Genomic DNA, 25,480 nt, shown 5'->3' on the forward strand with positions numbered 1-25,480 from the left:
TGCATAGAGGCTGAGCATGGCCATACATAACAAGCCGGCCACGAGGCCTGGGCCGCCTTTTCAACAAGGGCGCAAAAAATCCGGAACGCGGCGAGTCCCCCGCCCATCTAATGGACAGGAACCATCATGAACACCTTCACCCATAAGCTCTCGGTGCCGTCGGAGGCCAGCTCCGACGCAGAACTCGTCAGCTACGCCCTGGCCGGCAATGACCTGGCGTTTGCGCAGATCATGCGCCGCCACAACCGCCTGCTGTTTCGCACGGCACGCAGCATCCTGAAAAACGACGACGAGACCCAGGACGCTCTGCAGGAAGCCTATCTGCGCGCCTGGCGCGCGCTGGCCAGCTTCCGCTCCGATGCCAGGCTGTCCACCTGGCTGGTCCGCATCGTGGTCAACGAGGCCCTGGGGCGGCTGCGGCGCACTGGGGCGCAGGTCCTGCCGCTGAATGCGGCCGTGGATTCTGATGGTGAAACCCCGGAGGTGCAGATGCACGCCAACCCCGACGACCAGCCGGACTACACGGCCATGCGCGCCGAACTGCGCCAGCAGATAGAGGCCCGCATCGATACCCTGCCCGACGCGTTCCGCACCGTCTTCATGCTGCGCGGCGTCGAGGAGCTGAGCGTGGAAGAAGTCGCCGCGGCGCTGGCCATCCCCGAAGCGACCGTGCGCTCCAGGTTCTTCCGTGCGCGCAGCCTTCTGCGCGAAGGACTCTCGCGCGACATCGACATGGCCGTTGGTGACGCGTTCTCGTTTGCCGGCCCGCGCTGCGACCGCATCGTCGAGGGCGTGCTGGCAAAAATCGCCCGCGAGCGTGGATCCTCCCGCACGTGACACCTGCTTTCTTTCCTCACCCCATGGAGATCACCATGTCCTTCTTGAAAATGTCCACCCCCGCCGCGGCACGCCGCCTGTTTCTGGGCCGCTCGGGCGGCCTGGTGTTGTCGGGCACCGCCGTCGCGCTGCTGGCGGGCCAGGACGCGCTGGCCGCCAAGGTGGGCGGCGCCCACGCTGGAGACATCCAGATCCTCAACACCGCCATCGGCGCCGAACTGGAAGCCATCGCCGCCTACCAGCTGGGCGCCGAGAGCAAGCTGCTCAGCAAGCCCGTACTGGACCTGGCGCTGACCTTCCAGTCCCACCACAAGGAACACGTGGCGCTGCTCTCCAGCACGGTGGAAAAGCTCGGCGGCAAAGCCGCCATGGGCAAGACCCGGTACAACTTCCCGGTCGAGCAACTGAAGACCCAGCTCGACGTGCTCAAGTTCGCGGCGCAGCTGGAACAGGGCGCCGTGAGCGCCTATCTGGGCGCAGTGCCCCTGTTCGGCAACCGCGACCTGTCCAAGGCGGCCGCCAGCATCCTTGGCGATGAAGCCATGCACTGGGCCATCCTGCGCCAGGCCATCGGCGAAACCCCCGTCCCTTCGGCCTTCGTCTCGTGAGCCTGCGCCGCCCTACCCTGCTGGGCGCGGCATCCGCGCTGGGTGCCGCCAGCCTCGCGCTGGCGGCCCACGCCGCCGGGCCCGATGCCGCGCGCGGCGAGCAGCTTTATGCCCGCTGCGCCGCCTGCCACGCCCTGGCCTATGACCGTGTCGGCCCCCGCCACTGCGGCCTGCTGGGCCGGCGCGCCGGCAGCGTGGCCGGCTTTGACTATTCACCCGCCATGAAACAATCCGGCCTTGTCTGGAACGAGCAAACACTCAAGCGCTTCCTGGTCAGACCGCTGACGATGGTGCCGGGCAGCACCATGACCTATGACGGGATCCCAGAGGCCCGGGACCGTGACGACCTGGTGGCCTATCTGAAGTCGGTCAACGGCGGTGCGACCTGCCAAGCCATCCGTTAGCCAGGCAGCAAGCCGACCCTGCCGGCGGGCGCCCTCTTCTTTCATGACAAGCCCGCCCCCTGTGCACGTGTCATATGCACCTCGCGTCCAGCACCCGGCGGATGGTGCTCTGGGCCTGGCCCGTGCTTGTTGTCATGTCTGCCTCGCTTTTCAGCGACGCGCCCAGGGAAAGGGCGCGTCTTACGAGGCGGAGTGTCAGTCTCGAATCATCATTGGGTCAAATTGATTCGTGACATACAGACATTTAGTTTGATGGTGTATGCATGAGTGAAGATAGGAAATATGTTCACTCATGCATTGATGCGCGCACTCAATCCAGCTTGATCCTGTAGCCCAGCTCCCACACCGCGTCGCCCTCGCGGCCCAGTGGCAGCTTGCCGGTGGCGTAGGTCAGCTTCCAGCCGGAGTCGAGGCTCAGGGCTGCGGCGGAATAGCGGTACTGGTCCAGCCCGGCGGCCTGGATCGCCTCGGGTGGGCCCAGTTCCTTAAAGTAGCGCCAGCTCCATTCGAACTTCACCTGCTTGCCCTGCAGCTTGCCCACCGGGCTGGTCATGTCGATCTCGATGTTGGCGCGGTTGTAGTTCGGCGTTTCACCCAGGATCGCGGTGCGGTCCTTGTCCTTGCTGGGCGTCACGCGCTCCAGCGCCAGCCGCACCTTGGGAAACGCATCGGGCGAGGGCGAGAAACCCATGGGGTGGCCGCTCAGGCCGCGCACCAGGCGGAAGGGCCAGTCCAGCGGGTTGGCCTGGTTAGCGAAGGAAGCCGGGGCCGGGCGATACAGGGTGGTGAGGTGCGCGCCGAAAGTCTCGTTGCGCTTCTCGAAGCGCTGGTCGGACTCCAGCGTAGCCATCAGGCCGGCGATGAGCGCCAGCGCGTCGCCGGACTTGGAGCGCCGGGCCTCTTCTTCGCAAGCCTGCACCGTGTCCGGATTGGTCGGGTCACACTTCGACCCCGGGCCGCCATGCGTCACCGCACTGCCGCTCTGAGAGACGTAGTTGAGCTCCAGTCCGGTCTTCAGGAAATCAGCGGGGTTGATGTTGCGGTTGAACGCCACGTTGCCGTCGGCTTTGAAATCCAGGTCCGCCACGCGGTAGGCGTCTTTGGCCAGATCCGTGCTCGTGATGCTCTTGCGGATCTTGTAGGAAAAGCCCATGCCCCCGCTGGTGGAGCCGGCACTGGGCTCGAAATACTTGGGCGTGATCACGATGCCCTGGTCTTCGCCGGCCAGACCGTCCGCGCCACGGGCCGGGAGACTGAGGAGCAGGCAGGTGAGTGCGCCCCATGCAAGTATGCGTTTCATGGCGGCGCTCCTCAGTTGATCCCGATACGCTCGAGCCGCTTCTGCACTGCGGCGGACAGCGGCTGGTCGGCCGTCATGGCCGCCACCGGCACGGCGGCGCTGCCTTCGTTCTTGTAGCGGAAGACCTTGTCCACCGTCGCCGCGAGATCGTGCACCGTCTTGCCCGGGTCCACCAGCACCGCCGTAAAGACCCGGACGATCTCGGGCACCGTCTTGTCCTCGAAGTTCGACTCGCGCTGCTGTGTGTAGTACGTGTTGATGTAGACCATCAGCATGTGGGCGATCTGCGCCGCCACCGCCTTGAGCATGTCCTGGCTGCCGGCGCTGTTGAAGTAGGTCAGGTCGCTCATCTTCTGCAAGCCCATGCCCGGCAGGCCGTCGGCCGAAACGAAGGGCCGTATGGATTGCCCGTTGACACGCATGAACATGAAGGCGCTGACATCCGCCTGCTTCGATCTGTCTAGCTCAGCCATGGTGCTCTCCTCTCTGTGGATCGTTCACACGTCTTCCCTGGTCTTGGGGTCCTTGCCCAGCAGATAGCCGGCAATGGCACCGAACAGACCGACGATGGGCGTGAGCTGCTCGTTGCTGTAGCCGACGACCAGCAGCAGCGCCGAAAAACCCAGGATGGTGATGACACCGAACACCCGCAGCACATGGTGGGCCGGCGCGCCGGAACGCCACAGCAGCGCCGTGGCCAGGATCAGGGCGGCAAAGGAAAACAGCAGCACCCCGATGGCGAGGAACTGCACCAGGTCCGGCGACCAGGGCTGGACCCAGCTGAGCGATGGGGACGGGGCCTGTGCCAGGGTCTTGTCCAGGTTCCTTTGCGCCGCGTCGAGCGCGGCCATGGCCGTATCGGCGGTGCTGGCCATCAGTGTGCTCCCCGTTCCAGCTTTTTGACCCGCGCTTCCAGCTCACCCAGCTTGCCGTTCAGCGCCTGGATGGCCGCCGTCTGCTTGCGCAGCAGGTCTGCAAGTTCTGCGTTGCCGGTCTGTGGCTTGGCTGGCGGCGCCTTCTCATTGCCCATCGCCTCCCGGGGCACCTGGGCCTCGTAGTTGGTATGCAGGCGCTCCGCCGCACGTGGGGGAGCAGATGGCGCCGGCGGCAGCTGCGCCGCAGCGCTCGCAGCAACGAGCAGGAAAGCAAGACCAGGGATCAGCCTCATGACGGTTCCTCCTTGAAAAAGGACTCCCGGTCAGATACCGGGCCCATCACCGCCGCATTGTTGGCAAACGCGGGCGAAAGTACATCCCATAAACGGGGGATGCCTCCGCTGGGTCAGCCCCAGGTACCGTGGCCCGCAAATGGCTGAGAGGGCGGCCCATGGCCCGGTTATGCCTCGGTATCGTGGGGATGGGGCGACGCAACCACTGCGTGTGGTGCTTGTCGTCCAGCACCCGGCCGATGATGCTCTGGTCCTGGCCCGTGCTTGTTGTCATGTCTGCCTCGCTTTTCAGCGAGGCACCCAGGGAAAGGGCGCGTCTAACGAGGCGGAGTGTCAGTCTCGAATCACCATGGGGGCAAATTGATTCGTGACATCCGTCTACTGAGTAATCACGAATTCTTTAAGTCATTGCCACAAGAAGGGCAATCTGAACTCGCACTAATTGCCCGCGCTCTTCTGAGTTGAGCAACAGCCAGCACGTAGATCTTCTGATGATCCGCAGCGGTGTGAAGATCATCCTCGCTCAACCCGCGCGCCCGTCGCAATGATCGGTGTCGCCGCATTCCGTGCCTTGATAGCAACGTTCGCTGCCGGGCGACCTACTTCACCAGGGACTTATTCGAATCGTCGGCGAGCGAAACGGCCTTGAGCCGGATCTGGTAGCGCCCCGAGTTCACCAGCGCGATGACCTGGTCCGAAGACCACTGGGACGTGGCGCTGTAGTTGAGCCGGACCTCGGCGCTCTGGCCCCGCGTGATGGCCTGGCGCAGGAAAGCGTGCCAGGGCGTCGCGTCAGCCGCGGATGCAAGGATCACGGGCAGCGGCTTGGCGCCGGAGGTGTCGTAGAGCCAGGCGTCGAAGGTGATGCGCTTGAGGCTCTCGTAGCCGAGGTTCTGCACGTCGACGATGACGACGATCTCGTCGCGGTCCAGCGCGCCCTTGACGAGTTCGGCGCGCTTGACGGTCACGGCCACCTCGGGCGGTGTTTCGATGTAGACCTTGACGCCGGCCGGGCCGGGCGCCGGCTCGACAGCAGCGGCAGACGCCGGGGCGGCTGGGACCGAGGCAGCAGGCGCGGGGGCTGAGGCCACGATCGCCGGGGCCGGCGCTGACGCGGCAGCTGCCGCAGGTGCCGGCGCGGGCTTGGGCCGGGGCACAGGCTTGGGGGCCGGCTTGGGCACTGGCCTGGACACGACCACCGGCGCAGGGATGGGCTCGGGCTGGTAGAGGAAATACATCAGCGCCATTGCAGCGACGAGCGCGGCGGCGGCCGTGCCGACGATGATGCGATGCTGGACAGCCAGCTCGCGCAGCCAGGGCAGCAGGCGGCGCTTGGCCGTGTTGCGCGCGAGGGCGAGCTCCTTGATGACCTGCTCGCCCTTGGCCAGGAAGTCTTCGGACGACTTGAGCTTGAAACCATTGTTGGCCATGGCCTTTTTTTGCAGGCCATGGAGGTAGCGGATGCGTTTACCCAGGTCCGCGGGCACGGTGTACTGGGCGGAGCTGAGCTTTTGGCGCAAGCCATTGCCAGAGCCGCCCCAGTCGCGCTGGAGCACACGCTCGATGCGCCTGCAGATGTCGAGAACTTTCTCGGTGTCTTTCACTTGTCGTTCTTCCGTCTGTCACTTTATGCCGCAGGACATCAGTTGCCCCCGCCCCAACAAAAATGCCCTCCCCCAGCATGGCTGGACGAGGGCATACCTATACGGATCCTTGTTCCGTGCAACCCCGCTGTCGTAGCCTGCGCCTTAGACCGGTGGTTTTGCGTACGTACCTTTCGATGCGCTTGCCCTGGTGACATTCAGTTTACCGTTATTGCCGGGCGCGCTCCCCGCATCTCCCCTCAAGGGCCCAAACCGGGCTCAGGCCGACACCCGTGCGCCCGGCGCAATGATGGGTGGGGCCGCATTCAGCGTCTCGATGGCAAACCCGGCAGCCTGCTTGTAACGGGCCATGATTTCATCGCGCTCGGTCTTGGGGATCACGGCATCGATGTTGTCGAAGACGCCGCCGCAGCGCTCGTCCACCAGGCCCAGGATGGCAAAGGGGCCGGAGCCGCGGTTGCGCAGCACCAGGGCCGAGATGTCCTTGCACAGCTTCTGGTCGTAGGCCAGCAGCGCCTGCGCATTCACGCCGTGCCGCAGCAGGGCCGCGCCCAGCACGCGCGTGTCCACGATGGCCTGGCTGGCGCCGGCCGAGCCCACAGGGTACATCACGTGCGCGGCGTCGCCCAGCAGGGCCACGCGGCCGTCCGCCCAGGTGGGCACGGGGTCGCGGTCGATCATGGGGTACTCGAACACTTCCTTGGCGCCGCGCAGCATGGCGGGCACGTCCAGCCAGTCGTAGTTCCAGCCTTCGAAGTAGTGGATGAACTCTTGCAGCTGCACGCGGCGGTTCCAGTCGCCCTGGGTCCAGCCGCCCTGGTTGTCCACGGTGATCTCGGCGATCCAGTTGATCATGGACAGGCCGGTCTTCGGATCCGGCGGGGAGATGGGGTAGACCACCACACGGTGCCTGAGCGAGCCCACGCCGACGAAAGAGGCACCCGTGCGGTGGGCCACGCCCGGCGTGACACCGCGCCACATGATGGCGCCGCCCCACTGGATGGGCGGCTGCGTGGGGTGCATCTGCGCGCGCACGGCGGAGTGCAGGCCGTCGGCAGCGATGAGCAGGCTGCCGGGCACTTCGCGGCGCTCGCCGCTGCGGGTCTCGATGAGGGCGGTGACGCCCTGTGCTTCGTTGCGGTAGCCCGTGACGCGCTGGCCCAGCTGCACGGCGCCCGGCCCCAGGCGGCGCTGCACCGCGGCCAGCAGCAGCATCTGCAGCTGGCCGCGGTGCACGGAATACTGCGGCCATTTGTAGCCGGCCAGCAGGCCGCGCGGCTCTGTGTACACGTCGTTGCCGTTGCGGCCCACCAGGGCCCATTCACGCGCCTGGATGCCGATGGCGTCCAGCTGCTCGGCGCCTATGCCCAATTCATACAGCTCGCGCACGGCATTGGGCTGCAGGTTGATGCCCACGCCCAGGGGCAGGAGTTCGGGCACGGCCTCGAACACCTGGCAGGGCACGCCGATCTGGTGCAGGGTGAGGGCCAGCGTGAGGCCGCCGATGCCGCCGCCGGCGATGAGGACGGGGGCTGGTTCTTGTTTGGGGGAAATCATGTAGGTTTGAGAGTCCGGACCGGGGTCTGGCCCCGGGCGTGGCGACACTGTAAGGCATGGGCCGGGCCCCGGCCCGCCCCCGCGCCACCCACGCGGCATGGTGGCAAAATCCCCCGTCTTTCGCAGCCGGCTACCCGGCACCTGACCCTTTTCATGACCCGTCCCCTCCCCGGCACCCTCGGCATCGATTTCGGCACCTCCAATTCCGCCATGGCCTGGGCCGCGCCCGGGGGCACGGCGCGGCTGATCGCGCTGGAGGGCCAGGCCACGGCCATGCCCACGGCGGTGTTCTACAACAGCGAAGACCACAGCACCCACTTCGGCCGCGATGCGGTGACGCAGTACCTGGAGGGCACCGAGGGGCGGCTGATGCGTTCGCTCAAGAGCCTGCTGGGCAGCCCGCTGCTGCTGGAGACCACGGTGGTGAACAACCGGCAGATCAGCTTCCAGGAGATCATCGCCACCTTCCTGGCCACGCTGCGCGAACGCGCCACGCAGGCGCTGGGCGCGGCGCCCGCGCGCGTGGTGATGGGCCGGCCTGTGCATTTTGTGGACGACGACGCGGAGCGTGATGCGCTGGCCCAGCAGTCTTTACTGCAGGCGGCGCAGACGGTGGGATTCACCGAAGTGTCTTTCCAGCTGGAGCCGATCGCCGCGGCGCTGGACTACGAGCGCCGCCTGAGCCAGGAGAGCACGGTGCTGGTGGTGGACCTGGGCGGCGGCACCTCGGACTTCACCGTGGTGCGCCTGGGGCCGGACCGCATGGAGCTTGCAGACAGGACACCCGACGTGCTGGCCACCACGGGTGTGCACATCGGCGGCACGGACTTCGACCACAAGCTCAGCCTGGAGCAGGTGATGCCCCTGCTGGGTTACCGCCACATCGGCCCCGAGGGACGCGAGGTGCCCAGCCGCATCTTCTTCGACCTGTCCACCTGGCATCTGATCCACTGGCTCTACCAGCCCCGCGCCATCGCCCAGACACAGGCCCTGTGGACCAACTACGCGGAGATCAAGCTGCACCAGCGCCTGATGCGCGTGCTGACGGAGCACCACGGCCACCGTATCGCCCACGAGGTGGAGCAGGCCAAGATCCGCTGCTCGCAGACGGATGCCGACGCGGCCATGGACTGCGCGGCCATCGAAGCCGGCCTGACCGCGCAGATGACAGTGGCCGGCATGCAGGAACACCTGAACACCCTGCTGACACGCACTGTGGCCTGCGCGCGCGAGTGTGCGCGCAAGGCCGGCGTGAACGACCACTCTCTCGACGCCATCTACCTCACCGGCGGCTCCTCGGCCCTGCGGCCCTTGCAGCGCGCGCTGCAGGCGGAATTTGCGGGGGTGCCGCTGGTGGAGGGGGATCTGTTTGGCGGAGTGGCTTCGGGGCTGGTCTACAGCGCTTGAGGCCACGGGGCCCTGCGGCCCCGCTCAGGCCAGCGCGCTGGAAGAGACCGCCGCGTCGATGGAGGAACTGTCGTCCACCGTGAAGCAGAACGCGGACAACGCACGCCAGGCCAACCAGCTCGCGCAAAGCGCGTCCACGGTGGCCGCGCAGGGCGGCGAGGTCGTGGCCCAGATCGGCGAAGCGGTCACGCAGATGGACCAGGCCACGCAGCAGAACGCGGCCCTGGTGGAAGAGATGGCGGCGGCGGCCAGGCGCAGGAGCCGGTGCCGCTGGTGGAGGAAATCTGCGGGCGGGGGGAGGGAACAAGAAAGCGCTACGCTCTTCGCCATGACACAAGCACAAGCCCCGCTGCTCAAGGACCTGCTGAACGCCAAGGTCATGGCCAGGATCGGCCGCGCGGCGGCGCAGGCGCACCCGGGTTTCGACGAGCGGGCCTACTTGGCCATGGCACGCAAGGGGCTGGATGCGCTGTCCATCATGCAGCGCATGAGCCGTGCGGCGGACAGCCTGCGCGCGCATCTGCCTCCCGATTACCCCCAGGCCCTGAAGGCCGTGCGCAAGATGGCGCCGCTGCTGCCCGGAGGTTTTGCCGACATGGTGCTGCCCGAGTTCGTGGGCCGGCACGGGCTGGGCCATTTCGAACTCTCGCTGGAGGCGCTGCGCGAGCTCACGCCCTACAGCAGCGCGGAGTTCGCCATCCGCCCCTACATCGCGCAGGACCCCGACGCGGTGCTGGCCCTGGCCCTGCGCTGGGCCGAAGACGCCAGCGAGCACGTGCGCCGCCTGGCCAGCGAAGGCACCCGCCCGCGCCTGCCCTGGGCCCGGCGCCTGCCCCTGCTGATGGCCGAGCCGCAGCGCGCGCGGCCGATCCTGGAAAAACTCCGGGCCGACCCCAGCGACTACGTGCGCCGCTCGGTGGCCAACCACCTCAACGACATCGCCAAGGACCACCCCGACTGGGTGCTGGAACTGCTGGAGGGCTGGCCCAGGGAACCGGCCGAGACGCAGTGGATCGTCAAGCACGCGCTGCGCAACCTCATCAAGGCCGGCCACCCGCGCGCGCTCCAGCTCGTGGGGGCCACGCTGGGCGCCAAGGTGCAGCTGCAGTCTTTCAGCGTGGCGCCCAAGGTGATCCGCCTGGGGCAGACGCTGCAGTTGAACGCCACGCTGGTCTCCACCGCGCGGCAGGCGCAGAAGCTGGTGATCGACTACGCCCTCCACTACGTGAAGAAAAACGGCGAGCGCAGCCGCAAGGTCTTCAAGCTGCGCACGCTGGAACTGGCAGGCCAGGCGGAAATCGCCATCACCAAGAACCAGACGATGGCGGACTTCACCACGCGGGTGCACTACCCGGGGCGGCACGCGGTGGAACTGCTGGTGAACGGCCTGACGGTGGCGCAAGGCCACTTCATGCTCAAGACGGACCGAGGGTCAGGCTGAGCACGCCTTGCCGTTCGGACTGAGCCTGTCGAAGGCCACGGCAGGTCCTTGATTTGCAAGGGGGGCGTTTCGACCCTTCGACAAGCTCAGGACAGGCAAGCTCGACACGGACGGACTTGCTCGGCCCCAAGGCTCAGAGCGCGCCGTATTGTGTGCCGCCGGCCATGGGCTGGGGCTCCAGTGGCGCCAGGTCGGACTGGTATTCAAGATCCCCCAGGTGCAGGGGCGGCGGTTTGGCGCCCCGTGCGATGGCCCGCTCGAAGGCCTGCATCTCTTCGGGGCTCACGGCTTCATGGCGTGAACCCGGCTTGCGCGCGAGCAGGGGGGGCTGCGCTGCGGGCGCAGGTGCCGGCGCAGCCTTGGGCGCCACAGGCTTGCCGCTGTCGCCGGTGCGGCTGCCGCGCACAAAGGTTCTGACCTCCGGATGAAAACGCCAGTAGATCGCGTCGATGCGCACGCCGTACTGGGCAAAGGTGCGCTCGATGAGGAACCTCTCGACCTCGTTCAGGCGCATCACGGCGCCGCCGCGCCTGGCGATGAAGCCGCTGGCCACGTCCACGACAACCATGAAACGGTGCTGCCGTTCGTCCAGGCCGACCGCCTTGAACTTGTACATGCTGGAGATGATTTCCAGCAGCAGCAGGTTTTCGCGCACGGACTGGTAGACCATCTCGCGGCGCACCTGCTTGCGCTCCTCCAGGTTCATGCGCCGCGGCCCGAGGTCCGTGAGGGGATTCTCGCCAAAGGGCGCAGCGGGGGACGAAGGAATTTTCTGTTTGAACAGACCGAACATTTTCAGGGCTTGGAAAGAGGCCAGACACGGGAAGCAGGCCTTACAGGCCCGCCGATGTGCCGACTTGTTCTTCCCCCTGATAGCGGTCACTCACGCGAGACGATACACGGCTTTCTGTTGCCCCTGCCGGAAAGAGTGTTTCAAGTCATTTCCCGCTGCGCGGCCTGGCCGGTCCACGGACGTCAACCGCACCCGGGCCCTGCTGCCCACCTGCTTCAAAAAAAGCGCCGGTAACCGATGGCCAGGAAATCCTGGCCGTTGGCGCCGTAGTTGTTGATCAGGTCGTAGATGGTGCAGCGGTGGTGCAGGCGCACAAAGACTTCATGCTCCCTGGCCTGGGGCGGAGAAAAGGTCAGCTCGAGCATCAGGAAATTCAGGTGCCGGCTGCCCTCGCCGCTGGCGCTGCGCTCCAGCGGGCTCACGATGGTGGTGTAGGAATAACCCAGAGGGCCGGCGCGAAAACTGGTGGGCAGCGCCCGGCTCCAGGGAAAACCGCTCCAGCGCAGCACGGGCGCAAAGGCAAATTCCTGCAGGGTGGCCTGGCCGAACTGGTGGCCGACCATGCCATCCACTTCCAGCGAGAGGGGCCATTCCTGGGCGCGCCAAAGCGTCTTGCTGGCCGTCAGGGCCACGATGTACTGGTTGAGAAAGTTGGCCCGGCCCTGCGTCAGGCCGGCGGGCTCGGAATCGTAATACTGGCCGCCATACACGCCCAGACTCCAGTCCCGCTGCTCGCATGCGGCGGCGACCGGCAACAGCAGGCCGGCGGCCAGGGTCATGCGCCGCAGCAGGTCTTGCCCGGGCTGGCGCGGATGTTCTGGCGGTGCGGCCGGGGTATGGATGAACTCCATCCAGTCAGCTTAGTCCGCCAAACCGCTCTTCGCAAGAAACCTTTGACGCTTGCAGGGCCTTAGGCCTGGGCCGCCTGCATTGTCCGCTGCAGCCTGGCCACGGACCTGTCTGGCGGGCTCGCCGCGAAGGAACGCGAGCAGCTGGAGCAGATGCTCAACGGGGTGAAAGAGCGGATCAATGAGACGGCGGACGACGAATGAGCACACGGGCGCCGCACTGCCCAGACGGGTGAAGGCGCGACGTCAGCGACGGCCAGCACCCGGTTGGCCTGCCTTACCTGGCCGCGCAGGCCTGCGAGCTCAGTCCACAGTGACGGGGACCACGGGCGCAGTTGTCGCGGTCTCGCCGATCCGGGGATGCTCATTCTGCGGAAGTGATGTGGACTCGTCGAGCCAGACAAACTGGGTGGCGGTCTTGACATCCCACGCCCTGCCGACCGGCACACCCTCGACGCTGGATTCGGTGAGGTTACGTATTTCGTCAGCCAGGGCCACGAACATGGGGTGACCTGGCAGTGGCAGGCCACGCCCCAGAAAAGGCTGACGGTAGACAAGCCAGTACTTGACTGCGTCCTCGAAGGACTTGCGCACAGGCACCAGGACACGCGCCGAACCCGCCCGCAGGAAGGCCTCCATATCCGGGTCATTGGCCTCCAGCGAGGCCAGATCGGTCCAGTTGTTTTTGTCGGCCCAGTAGTAGGCATAAAAGAGCCAGGCCATGCTGGGCCAGTCGAAGGCCTGTTCGAAGAATTGGATGATGGGCGCGTTCGCTATCGTCCGGTTGACGTCGACGTCGCGCCAGGCTTCGTTGGCTCCGAGCGGCTTGAGCGACCCGCGCCCCGTGAACGGCGACTCCTCCAGCAACCACGCGATGATCTGGCGCTTGATCTCCTCGACGATCAGCTTGCGGTTCTTGAGGGGCGAGCGTTCGCCCGTCGGCGCCAGGCCGAACATGGTGGATGTCTGGCGCGAAGACTCGTAGTCGCGGTTCCAGCGTGACCAGGCGTTGTAGAGCACATCGTGGACCTGCTGGCGCCAGGTCGCGTAGCTTTCGGCCGTGCGGCGACAGTGCACGCGCACCGTGGCCTGCAGGTGCGATGTCCCCACGGCGCGGAAGCCAACCACGAGCCGCGTGCGCACCGGCGCATCGGTGGGGCTTTGGGTGCCCGGGGCCAAGCCGATGCTGCGCACAGCGCTGGAGCGGGCGAAGGCGTTGCCGAAGTTAGGGCTTCGGTTGAATCCGCTGCCTTGCGTCGTGTACAGATCCTCCAGGTTTTGGTCTTCGGGACGCCAGTCCGTAACGTACTCGACACGGCCGCCGATGAAGGCCTCGGCCACGATGGAATGAAAGACATGCATTTCCGTAATGTCGTGGCCTGGCGTGCTAGCCAGGTTGTTGCTCTTCTCCCGCACCCACTTCCCTTTGGCGGGCGTAGCCGACATGAAGTACTCGACGGTGTAGGCCTCGTAGCCGTCGGGGATGACCAGTTCCTGACGAGCTGAGGCCAGGGGAGCCAGCAGGTCCGTCCCATCACTATCCGCTGGCGTCCCGTCCGCCTTCACCGTGATGACCTCCGTCAGCGACAGCAAATCCTTGGGCATGGGGGGAATCTCGGTGGCGTGGTACAGGCTGGCCAGCTTGTCGGCGCTTCTCTGATCGATGATCTTGTGCAGCGTGGCGTCTGTGGCTGTCGAGTCGAGGGTGACCTTCCACTGCGGGGGGGCGCCCTTATCCGCCATGGCTGCGGCCGCGCGCTGGCGCGCCTTGAAGAACTCGGCCGGCTGGGGCAGTTGGAACTCCAGTTGCAGCCGGTCGGGGATCTTGTAGATCTGGAAACGCTCGACACGATCCACCCAGCGGTAGACACCACGCACGTGAGTGCTGCCTTCGTTGTCGAGTTCGTATTCCTGGCCGCTGATGTTGCGCACCAGCTCACGCGTGGAGCGCTGGGTCCGGACGCTCGACTCCACACGCGAGACGGCTTTGGACACAGCCTCTTGCGCAGTGCGCGTGGCCAGGCGCTCGGCGTGCGAGATGCCGATGCTGCCCTGCGCGTTGGCGCCGACACGGTAGGTGCCACCGGGAAAAACACCGGTCACGTCCGCGTTGACGCCCGCCTGCAGGGCCGCGGTCAAAGAGGTGGATACCTCCTTGCTCAACTCGCTGCTGTTGCGCGTCTCCTGGGACGTTTCCTGCTCCGAAGACTGCGTGGAATCGGTAGATTCGATACGCTCGGTTTCGCGAGTTTCAGAGGCCTCTTGCTTGAGGCGCTCCTTAGCCATGACGGATTTCAGCGCCGCAATCTCGCCACGTACGTAACCACGCCATTCACTGCGCAGGAGGTACAGGTCTGAAACGCCAGCGGTCCGCACCATCGGAATACTGGCCTGAGGGAAGAGCAGTTGCAGCCGGGACGGCAGCAGCACCGCGCGCATCAGAAGGACCCGCACTGTCTTGACCTGGGAATGGCCCGCCGTCTCGAGCAGGTCCATGACCAGGGCCAGGACGGAATAGAGGCGGGTAACGTCTGCCAGCACATCGAAGCGCTGCAACTGCAATCCGGCCAGGGCCACCAACACATCGCCGATGTCGCGCAGCAGCATCTCGAAATTCTTGGGGCTCAGTTCGCCTTCGGGAACGAGCCCCAGCTCCTTGAGCCGGGTCCTGATGGCCATCTCACCAGCCTCGTCAGCCTGGTCTGCCAGCCAGTCTGAAAGCTGAACCAGGCGCATGAGGATCGAGATGTTGCCCTCGCTCACGTCCACGCCCTGAGGCAGATCGAACACCGGTTCGTCGGCACGAGAGCGGGCCACAGCGAATGTGACCGCATTCATGCGGGAGGCTGCCGAGGCGGCAACGGCTTCCAGCATCTCCTGCATCGTGATGTCGGTCGTGACCATGTTGTCCACCTGCTGCTGCAGAGACGATCTGACACGCAGCACCTTGCGGGACTCGTCGAGCGGCGCGACGGGATCTCGCAGCAGGGAAAATTCAGCAACTCGTTTTTCCATGATCATTTCCTCCTTGATGGCTTCCTAAAGTGACTCGAAAGCGTCCCAGAAGATTTCGCGCCACAGTGTGCGCAACTCCTGGTTCTTGATGTCGGCCTTGATGTTGGTGACCAATGCGCCGCGCGCCGCCAGTTCCGCGCGATCGGCGATCCGGGCCTGCCAGGTGCCGATGCCAAAGAAGCTCAGACCGGCCTTGGGATCGGGCGGCTCCAGCAAGAAGATGCGCTGTACGATATTGCCCTTGTCGTCGCGCATCAGCGTCGCGGCATAGACAGGCTCGCCTTGCGCCCAGGCGTCGAGTGTGCGTTTGAGGTCATTGGCCTGCTGGGCTGGAATCGCGCTCTGGCGCAACTCTGACTCCGCCTTGAACTGGAACAGCGCGCTGGGCTGAGCCGGGCCGTGCACCGGCAGGGTCCCTGCCCTCACCTGCTGCGCGCCGGCGGCTGAGGTTTTCGGATAACTCAGCACCGCCTCATCCGCAAACTTGGACCAGCTGCCCACCTCCTGGTCGGCGCGGCCAAGCCGCATCTCGCCGATGGTGATGTCGGCCGTCCAGTCCGGTCCACGCGTCGCAGCCCGCTGGCGGGCCGCGCGCAGGGCGTCGTTGGCAGCATCTGCCGTGGCGCGGTAGCGCTTGCCGTAGAACTCGAACATTTCTCCCTTGCCGTGCCAGGTGTAGGAGTTCTCGATGATCCAGTTGGCAATCGGATTCTTCTGCATGGCCTTGCGATCCAGCCCGGGGAACTTTCCCCGCATGCGGCCGGCCCGGTCCAGCGCGATATGCGCAATGGCGGCCCAGCCCGGGTCGTGCAGGGGAACCACACTGACGAACTTGCGGAAGGCCTCGGCTGCCGCGTGCCCTGCAGGCAGTTCACCAAGACGATCGGCCAAACGAAGAAGCAGACGACAATGCGCCTCGGTCAACTGGATCGCCGCCAGACTGGAGGGTTGCGCCTCTTTGGCGAGGTTCGTGACGACGTTCACGAAAGCATCACTGCGCCGGACCTCCTGCTCGAACGCCTCGCCCAGTTGCCTCATCTCGCCGGAACCGGCGTTGAGACTGCGAACCTCTGCCGTAAGCGTGTCGCGAATCATCGTGTAGGCATTCATGGAAATCTGGCTGCGGCTAGAGGCAACCAGCTCTCGGGCCGTGCGGAAGGCATGAACCTGACTGGAGATCTTGTCCGAGAGACAGGCGATCTTGAGCAGCACACCCGAGCCTTCGAGCCATTTCACCAGCTCGCCCGAAAAGTCAGAGGCGATTGCCGCGTCGATGGCCTGCTTATAAGCCGCGGGGGTCTCGGCAATCACATGGCTGGCGGTACCGGCGCCCATTTACATGGCTCCTTGCAATGCGATCTGCCGCGCCTTGCGCGCCTGGGTGGCTTTCGCGCCCTCCTCGACCCACTCCTTGGCCAGGCCCTTGACCGGCAGCAGTCCCAGGCCGAGGAAGGCGGTCTGCAGCAATGTGCTGGCATAGGAAGCATCAGGCCCCAGAGCACGCGAAGGATCGATGGCAGCCCGGAACCCCAGGCGCTGCTCTGCGGTATGGAAATAGCTCTCGACGAGTTCGGCCGTGTCACCGATCACCGTGGCTAACAACATGGCCACCTTGACGTGCGGACTGGGCACGAGCGTGAGCGTGCTGTCGAGCAACTGAATCCCGCCGTTGAGTCGGGCAAAGAAAGGGGTGGCATTTTCCTTGAGCAGCCGGTTGGCGGCCACGCGCTGCGCAAATGGGAGGTCCGTGCCAAACCCTCGCTCCAGGGAACGATTGATCAGGCCGGGGAAGCGCCAGACTTTCACGGGGTCCTGGGCCAGGACCTCGCTGAGCTCAGTCGAGGCCTCCAGCGCGTCCTGGAGCGCATCGACCACACGGCGGGTGAACGGACCTTCTCCCAGCTTGCCGGCGGCTTCATCCACATGCTCGCCAACCTTGTTCAGGATGGGAAATGCTGCAGCATAGGTGGTGTAGACTTCCTGGAAAGCTGCGCTTTTTTGGGCGAGCGCTGCGGCGGCAGCGGCACGCTCGGTAGGTGGCGTCATGGCGTTTTTGACCTGGCGTGCATGGCGCTGGATCTGAAGCGGCAAGGAAAGCGGCCCGAGCATCGCCATCCAGAGATTGCCCATGAGCATCTCCTTCGTGCTCTCGGGCAATGTCTTCTTGTAGCTCTCCTGCGCGGTTCGCAACTGCTGCAGCGGCGGCGCAAGCGCTCGCACAGCCGCCACCAGGGCCCGCCCGTCAGGGCCTGTCAAGGCATGGGTCAGGTTGGAGGTGGGTTTCAAAGCCGCGCGCACGCGCGCATCACTCTGGTCGGACAGGGACAGGTAGCGACGGGCCTCGTCCAGTGTGGCGCGGTCGCAGGCGGGCAACTCTTCGCGCAGAGCTCGGCACTGGGCATAACTCTCGATCAGCTCCTCATGGACCTGGGCCTTGTGCCTCAAGGCTTGCCGGGCCGCCGTGTAGGCATCCCAGAGCGGCCTTCGCTCCAGAGCCACCCGCGCACCGAGGAATTTCTCGAGATCGTCGCCGGACAGGCCGCCGTGAAGCTTCCCGCCGGGCCCGAACTCGCTCAGGCTGTCGTAACGCTGCAGTCCGAAAACACCCACACCGAACTGATCAACCTGGCTCCAGCTTCCCAGGACGAAAGCCGAGTTGACCTCGCGTGCCAGCGCCCATGGGAAACCTTCTGGTTTCTTGTCTATCCAGATCGTGATGGGCTTGTTTGATGCGCTATTGCCCCAGGCTTTGGGGTTCAGGACGAAGTCGATCCGATAGGACTTGTCTTCGCTGTGTTCGGGATGAAGCGTGGCAGGCTCACCGGTTTCAGCCGGCAACTGAGCCAATTGGCGCTCCAGTTGGCGATCGCAGGGCGTCAGGGCACGCTCTTCCTGATCGGAAGCAAGCTCAAGAAACATGGCACGAAGTGGAAACACCTGCTGTCACTCCTGACATTGGATACCCGCCCTGCCCGCGGGAGGATTGGAGATCAACGCCGGCTGAGAACACCGGAGCTAGCGCTTGAGGGCTTGAGGGCTTGAGGGCTTGAGGGCTTGAGGGCTTGAGGCGATGCTACGCAACTGTGACGCGATAGGCATCCCATAAACAGGGGATGCCCCGCGCCACCCTACTGCACCAGCGCCACGGACTTCACCTGCACCCAGGCCGCGCTGCCGGGCTGCAGGCCCAGGGCATCGAGCGCGCGGCGCGTGATGCGCGCCAAGAGAACCGAGGCGCCGCAGCGCACCCGCAGCAGCACCTGCGAGGGGTGGGCATCCGGCGCGATGGATTCGACCGTGCAAGGCAGGTGGTTCTGGATGCTGGTGTGCTGCGGCTCTTCGGTGGTGAGGCTCACGTCACGGGCCAGCACACGCAGGCGCACGGCCTGGCCCACGGGCACGCCGCTGTCGCGCAGCCAGAGGCTGCCGCCGTCAAAGGCCACACGCACCAGTTGCCAGTGCGCGTCGCGCTCGGCCACCCGGCCGCTCAGCAGGGCACCGGCGTCCTCCCCCGCCACCACGGGGCTGTCGATGGCGGAGAGCACCTCCTGCACGGCCCCTTCGGCCTGCACCCGGCCGCGTTCCAGCACCACCAGGTGGTCGGCCAGGCGGGCCAGCTCGTCGGCCGAGTGGGTGACGTAAAGCATGGGGATGCGCAGCTCGTCGCGCAGGCGCTCCAGCCAGGGCAGGATGTCCTGGCGGCGCGCGCTGTCCAGTGCGGCCATGGGCTCGTCCAGCAGCAGCAGCCTGGGGCTGGTGGCCAGGGCGCGGGCGATGGCCACGCGCTGGCGCTCGCCGCCCGAGAGCTGGTCGGTGCGGCGGCGCAGCAGGTCGCCTATGCCCAGCAGCTGCACGGCGGTGTGCAGCGTGAGCTCTGCGCCGGGCGCGCGGGCGCGCTGCAGGCCGTAGCGCAGATTGCCCTCGACATCGAGGTGATCAAACAGGCTGGCTTCCTGGAAGACATAACCCAGGGCGCGGCGGTGCGTGGGCAGGAAGACGCGCTGCGCGCCGTCCTGCCAGACCTCGCCGCCCACAACGATGCGTGCATGCTGCGCCCGCTCCAGCCCGGCCACGCAGCGCAGCACGCTGGTCTTGCCCGAACCGGAGGCACCATAGAGCACGGTGATGCCGCGCGCAGGCAGGGCCAGGCTGACATGCACGTCGAAGTCGGCACGCGGCAGCGTGAGGCGGATGTGGAACCCGTCGGCGCTCATGGCATCACACGCATATTGCGCCGGCGCAGCAGGGCCAGCGCCAGCAGCACGACAAAGGAGAACAGCACCATGCCACCGGCCAGCCAGTGGGCCTGGGCGTATTCCATGGCTTCCACATGGCCGTAGATCTGGGTGGAGACCACACGGGTCTGGCCTGGGATGTTGCCGCCGATCATGAGCACCACGCCGAACTCACCCACGGTGTGCGCGAAACTCAGGATGGCGGCGGTGAGGAATCCGGCGCGGGCCTGGGGCAGGGCCACGGTGAAGAAGGCGTCCAGCGGGCGGGCGCGCAGCGTGGCGGCCACCTCCATGGGGCGCCGGCCCATGGTCTCGAAGGCATCTTGCAGCGGCTGCACCGCGAAGGGCAGGGAGTAGACGATGGAGCCGATCAGCAGGCCCGTGAAGGTGAAGGACAGCAGGCCCCAGCCCAGGGCCTGCGTGAGCTGGCCCAGCGGCCCCTGCGGGCCCAGGACCACCAGCAGGTAAAAGCCCAGCACCGTGGGCGGCAGCACCAGCGGCAGCGTGACCAGGGCGCTGACGGGCGCGCGCCAGCGCGAACGCGTCTGCGCCAGCCACCAGGCCAGGGGTGTGGCCAGCAGCAGCAGAAGCGCAGTGGTGAGCGCGGCCAGTTCGAGGGTAAGCCAGACGGACTGCAGGGCTTCGGGGCTGAAGGGCATGGGTGCGGGGCTGGCTATTTCTGGGGGTCTTCCAGATCGTAGCCGTAGGAACGGACGATGGCACGCGCCTTGTCGCCGCGCAGGTACTGCAGCAGGGCGGCGGCGGCGGCGTTGTCCTTGCCCCGGCCGAGCAGCAGCGCATCCTGCCGGATGGGGGTGTGCAGATCGGCCGGCACCAGCCAGGCCGAGCCCTGCAGGCGGCCTTCGGCCAGCACCTGCGAATACGCGACAAAACCCAGGGGCGCGTTCTCCGTGGCGATGAACTGCCGGGCCTGGGCGATGCTCTCGCCCAACACGAACTTCGGGCGCAGCGTGTCCAGCAGGCCGAGCCGGGTCAGGGTTTCGATGGCGGCCAGGCCATAGGGCGCGAGCTTCGGGTCGGCCAGGGCGAGCTTGTCGAACTTGCCCGTCTTGAGTACCGCGCCCTGGTCATCCACCAGGCCGGGTTGTCTGCTCCAGAGCACCAGGCGGCCGATGGCGTAGGTGAAACGCGTGCCGGCCACACCCTGCCCTTCCTTCTCCAGTTTGGCGGGTGTTTCGTCGTCGGCGGCCAGCAGAACATGGAAGGGCGCGCCGTTCCTGATCTGCGCGTAAAAACGGCCGGTGGAGCCGAAGGCCAGCACGGCCCTGTGGCCGGTGTCCGCCTCGAACAGCGGGGCGATCTTCTGCATGGGCGCGGTGAAATTGGCCGCCACAGCGACGGAGACTTCGGCAGCCTGCGCCGCGAGCGCAAGACAGACGGCGGACAGAGCAATGCACAGACGTTTCATGCGGACCCTCGCTATTCATAAAATGAATAGCGAAACTGTAGCATGGAATCTGCTACGCTATTCAATCCATGAATAGCGCCAGAACCCCATGAGCAAGAAGGCACTGCCGCTGGCCGAGGTGCTGGGCTTCGAGGCCGGCGACAAGCGCATCGACATCCTGCGCCGCATCGGTGCGGCGGGCTCCATCTCGGAAGCGGCGCGCGGCGCGGGTGTGAGCTACAAGGCGGCCTGGCAGGCGCTGGAGACCCTGGCCAACCTGGCCGGCACGCCCCTGGTGGAAAAGGCCGTGGGCGGCAGCGGCGGCGGCGGCGCGGTGCTGACACCGGCCGGCCAACGCGTGCTGCTGGCGGCCGAAGAACTGGCCCGCGCGCGGCGGCAGGTGCTGGCGCGGCTGGGCACCGGCGAGGCCAGCACCCCGGGGCGCGCCGCCCTGTCCCTGCGCACCAGCATGCGCAACCAGTTCCCCTGCACCGTAGGCACGATCAAGCCGCTGCAGGGACTGGTGCGCGTGCAGCTGCTGCTGGCCGATGGGGGTGCGGTCCATGCCCGCATCACACGCGAAAGCGTGCAGTTGCTGGGCCTGCGGGCCGGCCTGCCAGTGCTGGCCCTGTGCAAGGCCACGGCCATGCAGGTGGCGCAGCGCATCGCGCCCTCCTCCACCCGCAATGTGCTGCAGGGCGTGGTGACCCGCGCCTCACGCGCGGCCGCCGGCGGCGAAGTGAGCCTGCGCCTGGGCAGCGGTGTGCAGCTGGTGGGGTTTGCAGCGGCTGGCCACGGCCTGAAGCCGGGGCACAGCGCCATGGCGGCGGTGAACGAAGCCGGTGTGGTGATCGCGGCGACCGGCTGAGGCCGGGCCCGGGGCCGCGATCACATCGCGCACCAACTCACAACAACCAGGTCACGAGCAGCCCGATCAGCGCACAGGCCGCGATCACGTGGATCACGTTGCGCTTGAAACGGAACAGGGCCACGGCGGCTCCCAGCGCGATGAGGGCGGAAACTCCGTCGAAACGCCCTTGCAGACCATCGGGCCAGAGCACGTGGTAACCGAAGAACAGCGCCAGATTGAGGATCACGCCGACCACGGCCGCCGTGATGGCGGTCAGCGGGGCGGTGAACTTCAGGTCGTCGTGGGTGGACTCCACCAGCGGGCCACCCGCCAGGATGAAGATGAAGGACGGCAAAAAGGTGAACCAGGTCACCAGGCTGGCGGCCACGGCGCCGGCCAGGAACAGGCTCTCGGGGCCGAACACGGCCTTGACGTAGCCGCCGACAAAACCGACGAAGGCCACCACCATGATCAGCGGGCCCGGCGTGGTCTCGCCCAGGGCCAGGCCGTCGATCATCTGCGCGGGTGTGAGCCAGCCGTAGTGGCCCACCGCGCCCTGGTACACATAGGGCAGCACCGCGTAGGCGCCGCCAAAGGTCAGCAGCGCAGCCTTGGTGAAGAACCAGCCCATCTGGGTCAGGGTGTGGTCCCAGCCATAACAGGCGCCGAGCAAGCCCATGGGGATGAGCCACAGCAGGGCGCCGATGGCGGCCACCTGCCACAGGCGTGACCAGCGGAAGCGGGCGTGCTCCGGCGTCGGTGTGTGGTCGTCGATCAGCGCGGCGCCGTAGGATGCGCCGGCCTGGCCGTGGCCGCCCCCGGTCTTGAACTTCTCCGGGGCGATGCGCCCGCCGGCATAACCGGTCAGCGCGGCGGCCGCCACGATGGCCGGGAAGGGAACGTCCAACGCGAAGATGGCCACGAAGGACGCGGCGGCGATGGCCCACAGGGCGCCGTTCTTGAGGGCCCGCGAGCCGATGCGGTGGGCGGCGTGCACCACGATCGCGGTGACGGCCGGCTTGATGCCATAGAACAGCCCGGCGACGACGGGCTGTTCACCGAAGGCGATGTAGACCCAGGACAGCGCGATCAGGATGAACAGCGAGGGCAGAACGAACAGGACACCCGCCACGATGCCGCCGCGGGTGCGGTGCATCATCCAGCCGATGTAGGTGGCGAGCTGCTGCGCTTCGGGCCCCGGCAGGACCATGCAGTAGTTCAGCGCGTGCAGGAAACGCCGCTCGGATATCCAGCGCCGGCGCTCCACCAGTTCCTGGTGCATGATGGAAATCTGCCCGGCGGGGCCACCGAAGCTGATGAACCCCAGCTTGAGCCAGAACAGAAAGGCTTCCCAGAATGAGACCGGCGGGGGGGCGTCTTGCCGGGAACCGGGAACCGACGCGTTTTGAACTTCCATGGGCTCTCCTCTTCAGGGTATTTAAACCCAAGACAGGCGCAGGCCTTGGACGCTGGCGTCTTGATGCGGGGAGGCTGCCTCGTCCCCGTTGTTGCTTGCGACCGAGCGTATCAGAACACCAGCGCCACAGAACGCACGGTGTCGCTCATGCCCGCTCCTTGGAAAAATCCGGGTTCTTCAGCCTGCCGAGACTTTCATGAACCATGACGGGAACTGTGTCGAGCATCCTCAAGGCTGCCCGGCAGCCAGCACGCGGTTGCGCCCGCCCTGCTTGGCGGCGTAGAGCGCCTGGTCGGCGCGCTGCACCAGGGCCGCGGCCAGCACGGCGGCGTCCCCCTCGCCCTCCGGCTGCAGCAGCGCGGCGCCGATGGAGACCGTGATGCGCAGCGGCTCGGCCACCTGCACCGGCATGCTCTGCGCCGCAATGACACGGCGGATGCGCTCGGCAATCTCCAGCGCGGCGGGCAGCGGTGTGGCGGGCAGCAGCAGCACGAACTCTTCCCCGCCGTAGCGCGCCACCACGTCGCTGCCGCGCAGCTGCGCGCGGATCAGGCGGGCCACGTAGCGCAGCACGGCGTCGCCGGCCGGGTGGCCGTGCGTGTCGTTGATGCGCTTGAAGTGGTCCACGTCCAGCAGCAGGCAGACCAGGGGCAGCTTGCTGCGGCGTGCAGCCTGCACTTCCTCCAGGCAACGCGATTCGAAATAACGGCGGTTGTGCACACCGGTGAGGCCGTCGGTCAGGCCGGCGAGCCTGAGGCGCTCGGTGGCCAGGGCGCTGTCCAGGCAGACGGCGGCCAGCGCGGCCAGGCGCTCCAGAAAGTCGGTGCTGCTGCCGGCGGCAAAACGTGTCGCGTCGCGGCTGCCCAGGTTGAGGCTGCCGATGAAAGCGCCGCGGTGCACCAGGGGCAGCAGGGCCACGGAGGCCGGCGCGCCCTGCCCTTCGAACAGAAAGTCCAGCGCCGCCCTGGGCGCGCCCAGCAGGGGGCGGGCGCCGGCGGCGTAAAGCTGCTGCAGGGGCTGTTCGTCGTGCAGGAAGAGCAACTGGGCGGGCTGGGCCGCGCCGCCCTCGCCCAGGATGCGCGCGGCCTCGTACCGCGCGTCCACCAGGGCCAGGGTGACGCAGTCGAGTTCGAACAGCGCGGGGTAGTCCACCAGCAGGGTCTGCAGCAGCTCGGCCAGCGAGGACGCGGCGATCACCTTGCGCTCGAGCCGGTCGAAGCGGCGCAGCTTGTCCTGGTTGAGGCGGGCCTCGGCCATCAGGCCGTCAAGCTGCTCGCGCAGGCGCCGGTTCTCGGCCTGCAGCAGCGCCACCGACAGCCGCGGGCTGGCAGACGCCGGCCCACCGGGATGCGCTGTGCTTTTTTCCTTCATGCCGGGATGGTAAGGAGACGCGCGGCGCGGCGCTGGGCGTTGACGATGTGCTGCGCCGTTTGACAGCTGTGCGGGGCATGCAGGAAGGCGGCCTCGATGAGGGCTGTTATGGCCGGCACATCGAGGGTGGTTTCGTCGTGGATGCGCAGATGCATGCCGGCACTGTAGCCTGTGTCGAAAGTCGCCGTCCGCCGCGCCCGGCGCGGCAAGATCCTCGAAGGCTTCCGAGCGCGCAGCCTTCGCTTCATTCCGGCAGCAGGCCGATTTCCTGCGCGGCGCTGGTCCAGCGCTGGTGCTCCAGATTGAGGAAGGCGCCGGTCTGCTCGGGCGCCCCCATGGACTCGGCGATGGGCCCGATGGTGGCCATGCGCTGCGCCACATCGGCGTCACCCAGCAGGGTGTTGATCTCCTTGTTCATGCGCTGGACGATGGCCGCCGGCGTGCCCACCGGCGCCACCACGGCGAACCAGCCCACCATCTCGAAGCCGGGCAGCAGCTCGGACAGGGCCGGCACCTGATCCCAGCCGGCCACGCGCTTGCCCGCGGTGACGGCGAGGTAGCGCAGACGGCCCTGGCGCGCCAGGGCGGCGGTGGAGGCCACGTCGGCCACGGCCACGTCGGCGTGCCCGCCGATCAGGTTCTGCACGGCCACGCCCACCGAGGCATAACCCACCAGGTTGCCCTGCATCCGGGTGCGCGCATTGATGACGCGGGCGATGATGCCGCCGAAAGTGCGCGGTCCTTCATTGGCGACCGACAGCTTGCCGGGTTCGGCCCTGGAGCGGGCGATCAGGTCCTGCATGGAGGTGATGGGCGACTCGGCCTTCACGACCACGGCAAAGGGGCTCTTGGCGATGAAGGCCACGGGCACGAAGTCCTTCTCGGGGTCGTAGGGCATGGTCCTGAACAGGTACTTGTTCGTGACCAGCGCCGCGGTGGTGGCGAAGTAGAAGCTGTAGCCGTCGGCCGGCGAGCGCGCGGCGGCCTGTGCGCCGATGATGTTCTGGCCGCCGGGTTTGTTCTCGATGACGATGGCCTGGCCCAGGCCCTTGGCCAGGCGGTCACCCAGCAGGCGGGCCACGTTGTCGGGGCCCGAGCCCGGGGGCTGCGAGAGGATGAACTTGACCGGCTTGTCGGGCCAGGCGCCGCCCTGGGCCCAGGCGGCGGGAACGGCCGTGGCCAGCAGGCCGGCCTGGATGAGGTTTCTGCGTTGCATG

Annotated in this window: 24 protein-coding genes, 1 pseudogene and 1 riboswitch; of the genes and pseudogenes, 7 read left to right on the forward strand and 18 right to left on the reverse strand. The window is 66.7% G+C overall.

Annotated features, from left to right (window positions below):
• The first annotated feature begins 126 nt into the window (after positions 1-126).
• Genes ACYVH8_RS00180 through ACYVH8_RS00190 form a run of 3 tightly spaced genes read left to right on the forward strand, consistent with a single transcriptional unit; the run spans position 127 to position 1,849 of the window.
• A complete protein-coding gene (locus ACYVH8_RS00180; protein ID WP_460486859.1) occupies positions 127-837 on the forward strand; it encodes an RNA polymerase sigma factor in 711 nt (236 codons plus the stop codon).
• Positions 838-872: 35 nt separating this feature from the next.
• Positions 873-1,445 (forward strand): ferritin-like domain-containing protein, encoded by a 573-nt coding sequence (locus ACYVH8_RS00185; protein WP_460486860.1) that lies wholly within the window; start codon positions 873-875, stop codon positions 1,443-1,445.
• Between the two features lie 2 nt (positions 1,446-1,447).
• Complete coding sequence (locus ACYVH8_RS00190; RefSeq protein WP_460486912.1) at positions 1,448-1,849, forward strand: c-type cytochrome; 402 nt, start codon at positions 1,448-1,450, stop codon at positions 1,847-1,849.
• Positions 1,850-2,159: 310 nt separating this feature from the next.
• On the opposite strand, the gene ACYVH8_RS00195 is transcribed toward ACYVH8_RS00190, so the two are convergent.
• From ACYVH8_RS00195 to ACYVH8_RS00220, 6 genes are all read right to left on the reverse strand, one after another.
• Positions 2,160-3,149: a hypothetical protein gene (locus ACYVH8_RS00195; protein ID WP_460486861.1), complete on the reverse strand. Its 990-nt coding sequence runs from the start codon at positions 3,147-3,149 to the stop codon at positions 2,160-2,162.
• 11 nt (positions 3,150-3,160) lie between these two features.
• Positions 3,161-3,622: a hypothetical protein gene (locus tag ACYVH8_RS00200; protein WP_460486862.1), complete on the reverse strand. Its 462-nt coding sequence runs from the start codon at positions 3,620-3,622 to the stop codon at positions 3,161-3,163.
• A gap of 24 nt (positions 3,623-3,646) precedes the next feature.
• Positions 3,647-4,024: a hypothetical protein gene (locus ACYVH8_RS00205; protein ID WP_460486863.1), complete on the reverse strand. Its 378-nt coding sequence runs from the start codon at positions 4,022-4,024 to the stop codon at positions 3,647-3,649.
• The gene (locus ACYVH8_RS00210) at positions 4,024-4,317 is read right to left on the reverse strand and encodes a hypothetical protein (RefSeq protein ID WP_460486864.1); all 294 of its coding nucleotides are present in this window, start codon (positions 4,315-4,317) and stop codon (positions 4,024-4,026) included. Before ACYVH8_RS00210 ends, ACYVH8_RS00205 begins: the two co-directional genes overlap by 1 nt.
• Positions 4,318-4,916: 599 nt before the next feature.
• The gene (locus ACYVH8_RS00215) at positions 4,917-5,921 is read right to left on the reverse strand and encodes a hypothetical protein (RefSeq protein WP_460486865.1); all 1,005 of its coding nucleotides are present in this window, start codon (positions 5,919-5,921) and stop codon (positions 4,917-4,919) included.
• Between the two features lie 114 nt (positions 5,922-6,035).
• A riboswitch (cyclic di-GMP riboswitch) is annotated at positions 6,036-6,118 on the reverse strand.
• A gap of 61 nt (positions 6,119-6,179) precedes the next feature.
• Positions 6,180-7,478: a flavin-dependent oxidoreductase gene (locus ACYVH8_RS00220; RefSeq protein ID WP_460486866.1), complete on the reverse strand. Its 1,299-nt coding sequence runs from the start codon at positions 7,476-7,478 to the stop codon at positions 6,180-6,182.
• Between the two features lie 153 nt (positions 7,479-7,631).
• Here ACYVH8_RS00220 and ACYVH8_RS00225 point away from each other — a divergent pair, with 153 nt between their 5' ends.
• The 3 genes and pseudogenes from ACYVH8_RS00225 (at position 7,632) to ACYVH8_RS00235 (ending at position 10,326) form a co-directional block, all read left to right on the forward strand.
• The gene (locus tag ACYVH8_RS00225; RefSeq protein WP_460486867.1) at positions 7,632-8,885 is read left to right on the forward strand and encodes an Hsp70 family protein; all 1,254 of its coding nucleotides are present in this window, start codon (positions 7,632-7,634) and stop codon (positions 8,883-8,885) included.
• Positions 8,886-8,907: 22 nt separating this feature from the next.
• A pseudogene (locus tag ACYVH8_RS00230) lies at positions 8,908-9,114 on the forward strand (methyl-accepting chemotaxis protein); the annotation flags it as partial.
• 366 nt (positions 9,115-9,480) lie between these two features.
• A complete protein-coding gene (locus ACYVH8_RS00235) occupies positions 9,481-10,326 on the forward strand; it encodes a DNA alkylation repair protein (protein ID WP_460486913.1) in 846 nt (281 codons plus the stop codon).
• A gap of 133 nt (positions 10,327-10,459) precedes the next feature.
• On the opposite strand, the gene ACYVH8_RS00240 is transcribed toward ACYVH8_RS00235, so the two are convergent.
• The 8 genes from ACYVH8_RS00240 to modA all read right to left on the reverse strand — a co-directional run bounded on the left by ACYVH8_RS00240 (position 10,460) and on the right by modA (position 20,646).
• Complete coding sequence (locus ACYVH8_RS00240; RefSeq protein ID WP_460486868.1) at positions 10,460-11,119, reverse strand: hypothetical protein; 660 nt, start codon at positions 11,117-11,119, stop codon at positions 10,460-10,462.
• 215 nt (positions 11,120-11,334) lie between these two features.
• The gene (locus tag ACYVH8_RS00245; protein WP_460486869.1) at positions 11,335-11,970 is read right to left on the reverse strand and encodes a hypothetical protein; all 636 of its coding nucleotides are present in this window, start codon (positions 11,968-11,970) and stop codon (positions 11,335-11,337) included.
• A 300-nt stretch (positions 11,971-12,270) separates the two neighbouring features.
• A complete protein-coding gene (locus ACYVH8_RS00250) occupies positions 12,271-14,982 on the reverse strand; it encodes a hypothetical protein (protein ID WP_460486870.1) in 2,712 nt (903 codons plus the stop codon).
• A gap of 24 nt (positions 14,983-15,006) precedes the next feature.
• Entirely contained in the window at positions 15,007-16,317 is a 1,311-nt protein-coding gene (locus ACYVH8_RS00255) for a hypothetical protein (RefSeq protein ID WP_460486871.1), read from the reverse strand.
• Positions 16,318-17,919: a hypothetical protein gene (locus ACYVH8_RS00260; protein WP_460486872.1), complete on the reverse strand. Its 1,602-nt coding sequence runs from the start codon at positions 17,917-17,919 to the stop codon at positions 16,318-16,320.
• Between the two features lie 191 nt (positions 17,920-18,110).
• Positions 18,111-19,196 (reverse strand): molybdenum ABC transporter ATP-binding protein, encoded by a 1,086-nt coding sequence (gene modC / locus ACYVH8_RS00265; protein WP_460486873.1) that lies wholly within the window; start codon positions 19,194-19,196, stop codon positions 18,111-18,113.
• The gene (gene modB, locus ACYVH8_RS00270; RefSeq protein ID WP_460486874.1) at positions 19,193-19,876 is read right to left on the reverse strand and encodes a molybdate ABC transporter permease subunit; all 684 of its coding nucleotides are present in this window, start codon (positions 19,874-19,876) and stop codon (positions 19,193-19,195) included. The genes modC and modB overlap by 4 nt, the downstream gene beginning before the upstream one ends.
• A gap of 14 nt (positions 19,877-19,890) precedes the next feature.
• Positions 19,891-20,646 (reverse strand): molybdate ABC transporter substrate-binding protein, encoded by a 756-nt coding sequence (modA, locus tag ACYVH8_RS00275; protein ID WP_460486875.1) that lies wholly within the window; start codon positions 20,644-20,646, stop codon positions 19,891-19,893.
• An 88-nt stretch (positions 20,647-20,734) separates the two neighbouring features.
• Here modA and ACYVH8_RS00280 point away from each other — a divergent pair, with 88 nt between their 5' ends.
• The gene (locus tag ACYVH8_RS00280) at positions 20,735-21,493 is read left to right on the forward strand and encodes a TOBE domain-containing protein (RefSeq protein ID WP_460486876.1); all 759 of its coding nucleotides are present in this window, start codon (positions 20,735-20,737) and stop codon (positions 21,491-21,493) included.
• 37 nt (positions 21,494-21,530) lie between these two features.
• Here the strand turns inward: ACYVH8_RS00280 and chrA are convergent, their stop codons facing one another.
• From chrA to ACYVH8_RS00300, 4 genes are all read right to left on the reverse strand, one after another.
• Positions 21,531-22,892, reverse strand: a complete 1,362-nt coding sequence (gene chrA / locus ACYVH8_RS00285; protein ID WP_460486877.1) for a chromate efflux transporter — start codon at positions 22,890-22,892, stop codon at positions 21,531-21,533.
• A 228-nt stretch (positions 22,893-23,120) separates the two neighbouring features.
• Entirely contained in the window at positions 23,121-24,263 is a 1,143-nt protein-coding gene (locus ACYVH8_RS00290; protein ID WP_460486878.1) for a GGDEF domain-containing protein, read from the reverse strand.
• The gene (locus ACYVH8_RS00295) at positions 24,260-24,418 is read right to left on the reverse strand and encodes a hypothetical protein (RefSeq protein ID WP_460486879.1); all 159 of its coding nucleotides are present in this window, start codon (positions 24,416-24,418) and stop codon (positions 24,260-24,262) included. Before ACYVH8_RS00295 ends, ACYVH8_RS00290 begins: the two co-directional genes overlap by 4 nt.
• A gap of 89 nt (positions 24,419-24,507) precedes the next feature.
• A complete protein-coding gene (locus ACYVH8_RS00300) occupies positions 24,508-25,479 on the reverse strand; it encodes a Bug family tripartite tricarboxylate transporter substrate binding protein (RefSeq protein ID WP_460486880.1) in 972 nt (323 codons plus the stop codon).
• Position 25,480 lies beyond the last annotated feature (1 nt).

The sequence above is a fragment of the Curvibacter fontanus genome, from assembly GCF_054780335.1.

Bases quoted from the DNA above. Each gene is read 5' to 3' on its own strand.
- ACYVH8_RS00205 (WP_460486863.1), bottom strand. From the start codon at position 4,024: ATGGCCAGCACCGCCGATACGGCCATGGCCGCGCTCGACGCGGCGCAA.
- ACYVH8_RS00240 (WP_460486868.1), bottom strand. From the start codon at position 11,119: ATGTTCGGTCTGTTCAAACAGAAAATTCCTTCGTCCCCCGCTGCGCCC.
- ACYVH8_RS00300 (WP_460486880.1), bottom strand. From the start codon at position 25,479: ATGCAACGCAGAAACCTCATCCAGGCCGGCCTGCTGGCCACGGCCGTT.
- ACYVH8_RS00280 (WP_460486876.1), top strand. From the start codon at position 20,735: ATGAGCAAGAAGGCACTGCCGCTGGCCGAGGTGCTGGGCTTCGAGGCC.
- ACYVH8_RS00250 (WP_460486870.1), bottom strand. From the start codon at position 14,982: ATGGAAAAACGAGTTGCTGAATTTTCCCTGCTGCGAGATCCCGTCGCG.
- ACYVH8_RS00185 (WP_460486860.1), top strand. From the start codon at position 873: ATGTCCTTCTTGAAAATGTCCACCCCCGCCGCGGCACGCCGCCTGTTT.
- ACYVH8_RS00180 (WP_460486859.1), top strand. From the start codon at position 127: ATGAACACCTTCACCCATAAGCTCTCGGTGCCGTCGGAGGCCAGCTCC.
- ACYVH8_RS00295 (WP_460486879.1), bottom strand. From the start codon at position 24,418: ATGCATCTGCGCATCCACGACGAAACCACCCTCGATGTGCCGGCCATA.
- ACYVH8_RS00195 (WP_460486861.1), bottom strand. From the start codon at position 3,149: ATGAAACGCATACTTGCATGGGGCGCACTCACCTGCCTGCTCCTCAGT.
- ACYVH8_RS00290 (WP_460486878.1), bottom strand. From the start codon at position 24,263: ATGAAGGAAAAAAGCACAGCGCATCCCGGTGGGCCGGCGTCTGCCAGC.
- ACYVH8_RS00255 (WP_460486871.1), bottom strand. From the start codon at position 16,317: ATGGGCGCCGGTACCGCCAGCCATGTGATTGCCGAGACCCCCGCGGCT.
- ACYVH8_RS00220 (WP_460486866.1), bottom strand. From the start codon at position 7,478: ATGATTTCCCCCAAACAAGAACCAGCCCCCGTCCTCATCGCCGGCGGC.
- ACYVH8_RS00210 (WP_460486864.1), bottom strand. From the start codon at position 4,317: ATGAGGCTGATCCCTGGTCTTGCTTTCCTGCTCGTTGCTGCGAGCGCT.
- ACYVH8_RS00245 (WP_460486869.1), bottom strand. From the start codon at position 11,970: ATGGAGTTCATCCATACCCCGGCCGCACCGCCAGAACATCCGCGCCAG.
- ACYVH8_RS00235 (WP_460486913.1), top strand. From the start codon at position 9,481: ATGGTGCTGCCCGAGTTCGTGGGCCGGCACGGGCTGGGCCATTTCGAA.
- modA (WP_460486875.1), bottom strand. From the start codon at position 20,646: ATGAAACGTCTGTGCATTGCTCTGTCCGCCGTCTGTCTTGCGCTCGCG.
- ACYVH8_RS00225 (WP_460486867.1), top strand. From the start codon at position 7,632: ATGACCCGTCCCCTCCCCGGCACCCTCGGCATCGATTTCGGCACCTCC.
- modC (WP_460486873.1), bottom strand. From the start codon at position 19,196: ATGAGCGCCGACGGGTTCCACATCCGCCTCACGCTGCCGCGTGCCGAC.
- ACYVH8_RS00200 (WP_460486862.1), bottom strand. From the start codon at position 3,622: ATGGCTGAGCTAGACAGATCGAAGCAGGCGGATGTCAGCGCCTTCATG.
- chrA (WP_460486877.1), bottom strand. From the start codon at position 22,892: ATGGAAGTTCAAAACGCGTCGGTTCCCGGTTCCCGGCAAGACGCCCCC.
- modB (WP_460486874.1), bottom strand. From the start codon at position 19,876: ATGCCCTTCAGCCCCGAAGCCCTGCAGTCCGTCTGGCTTACCCTCGAA.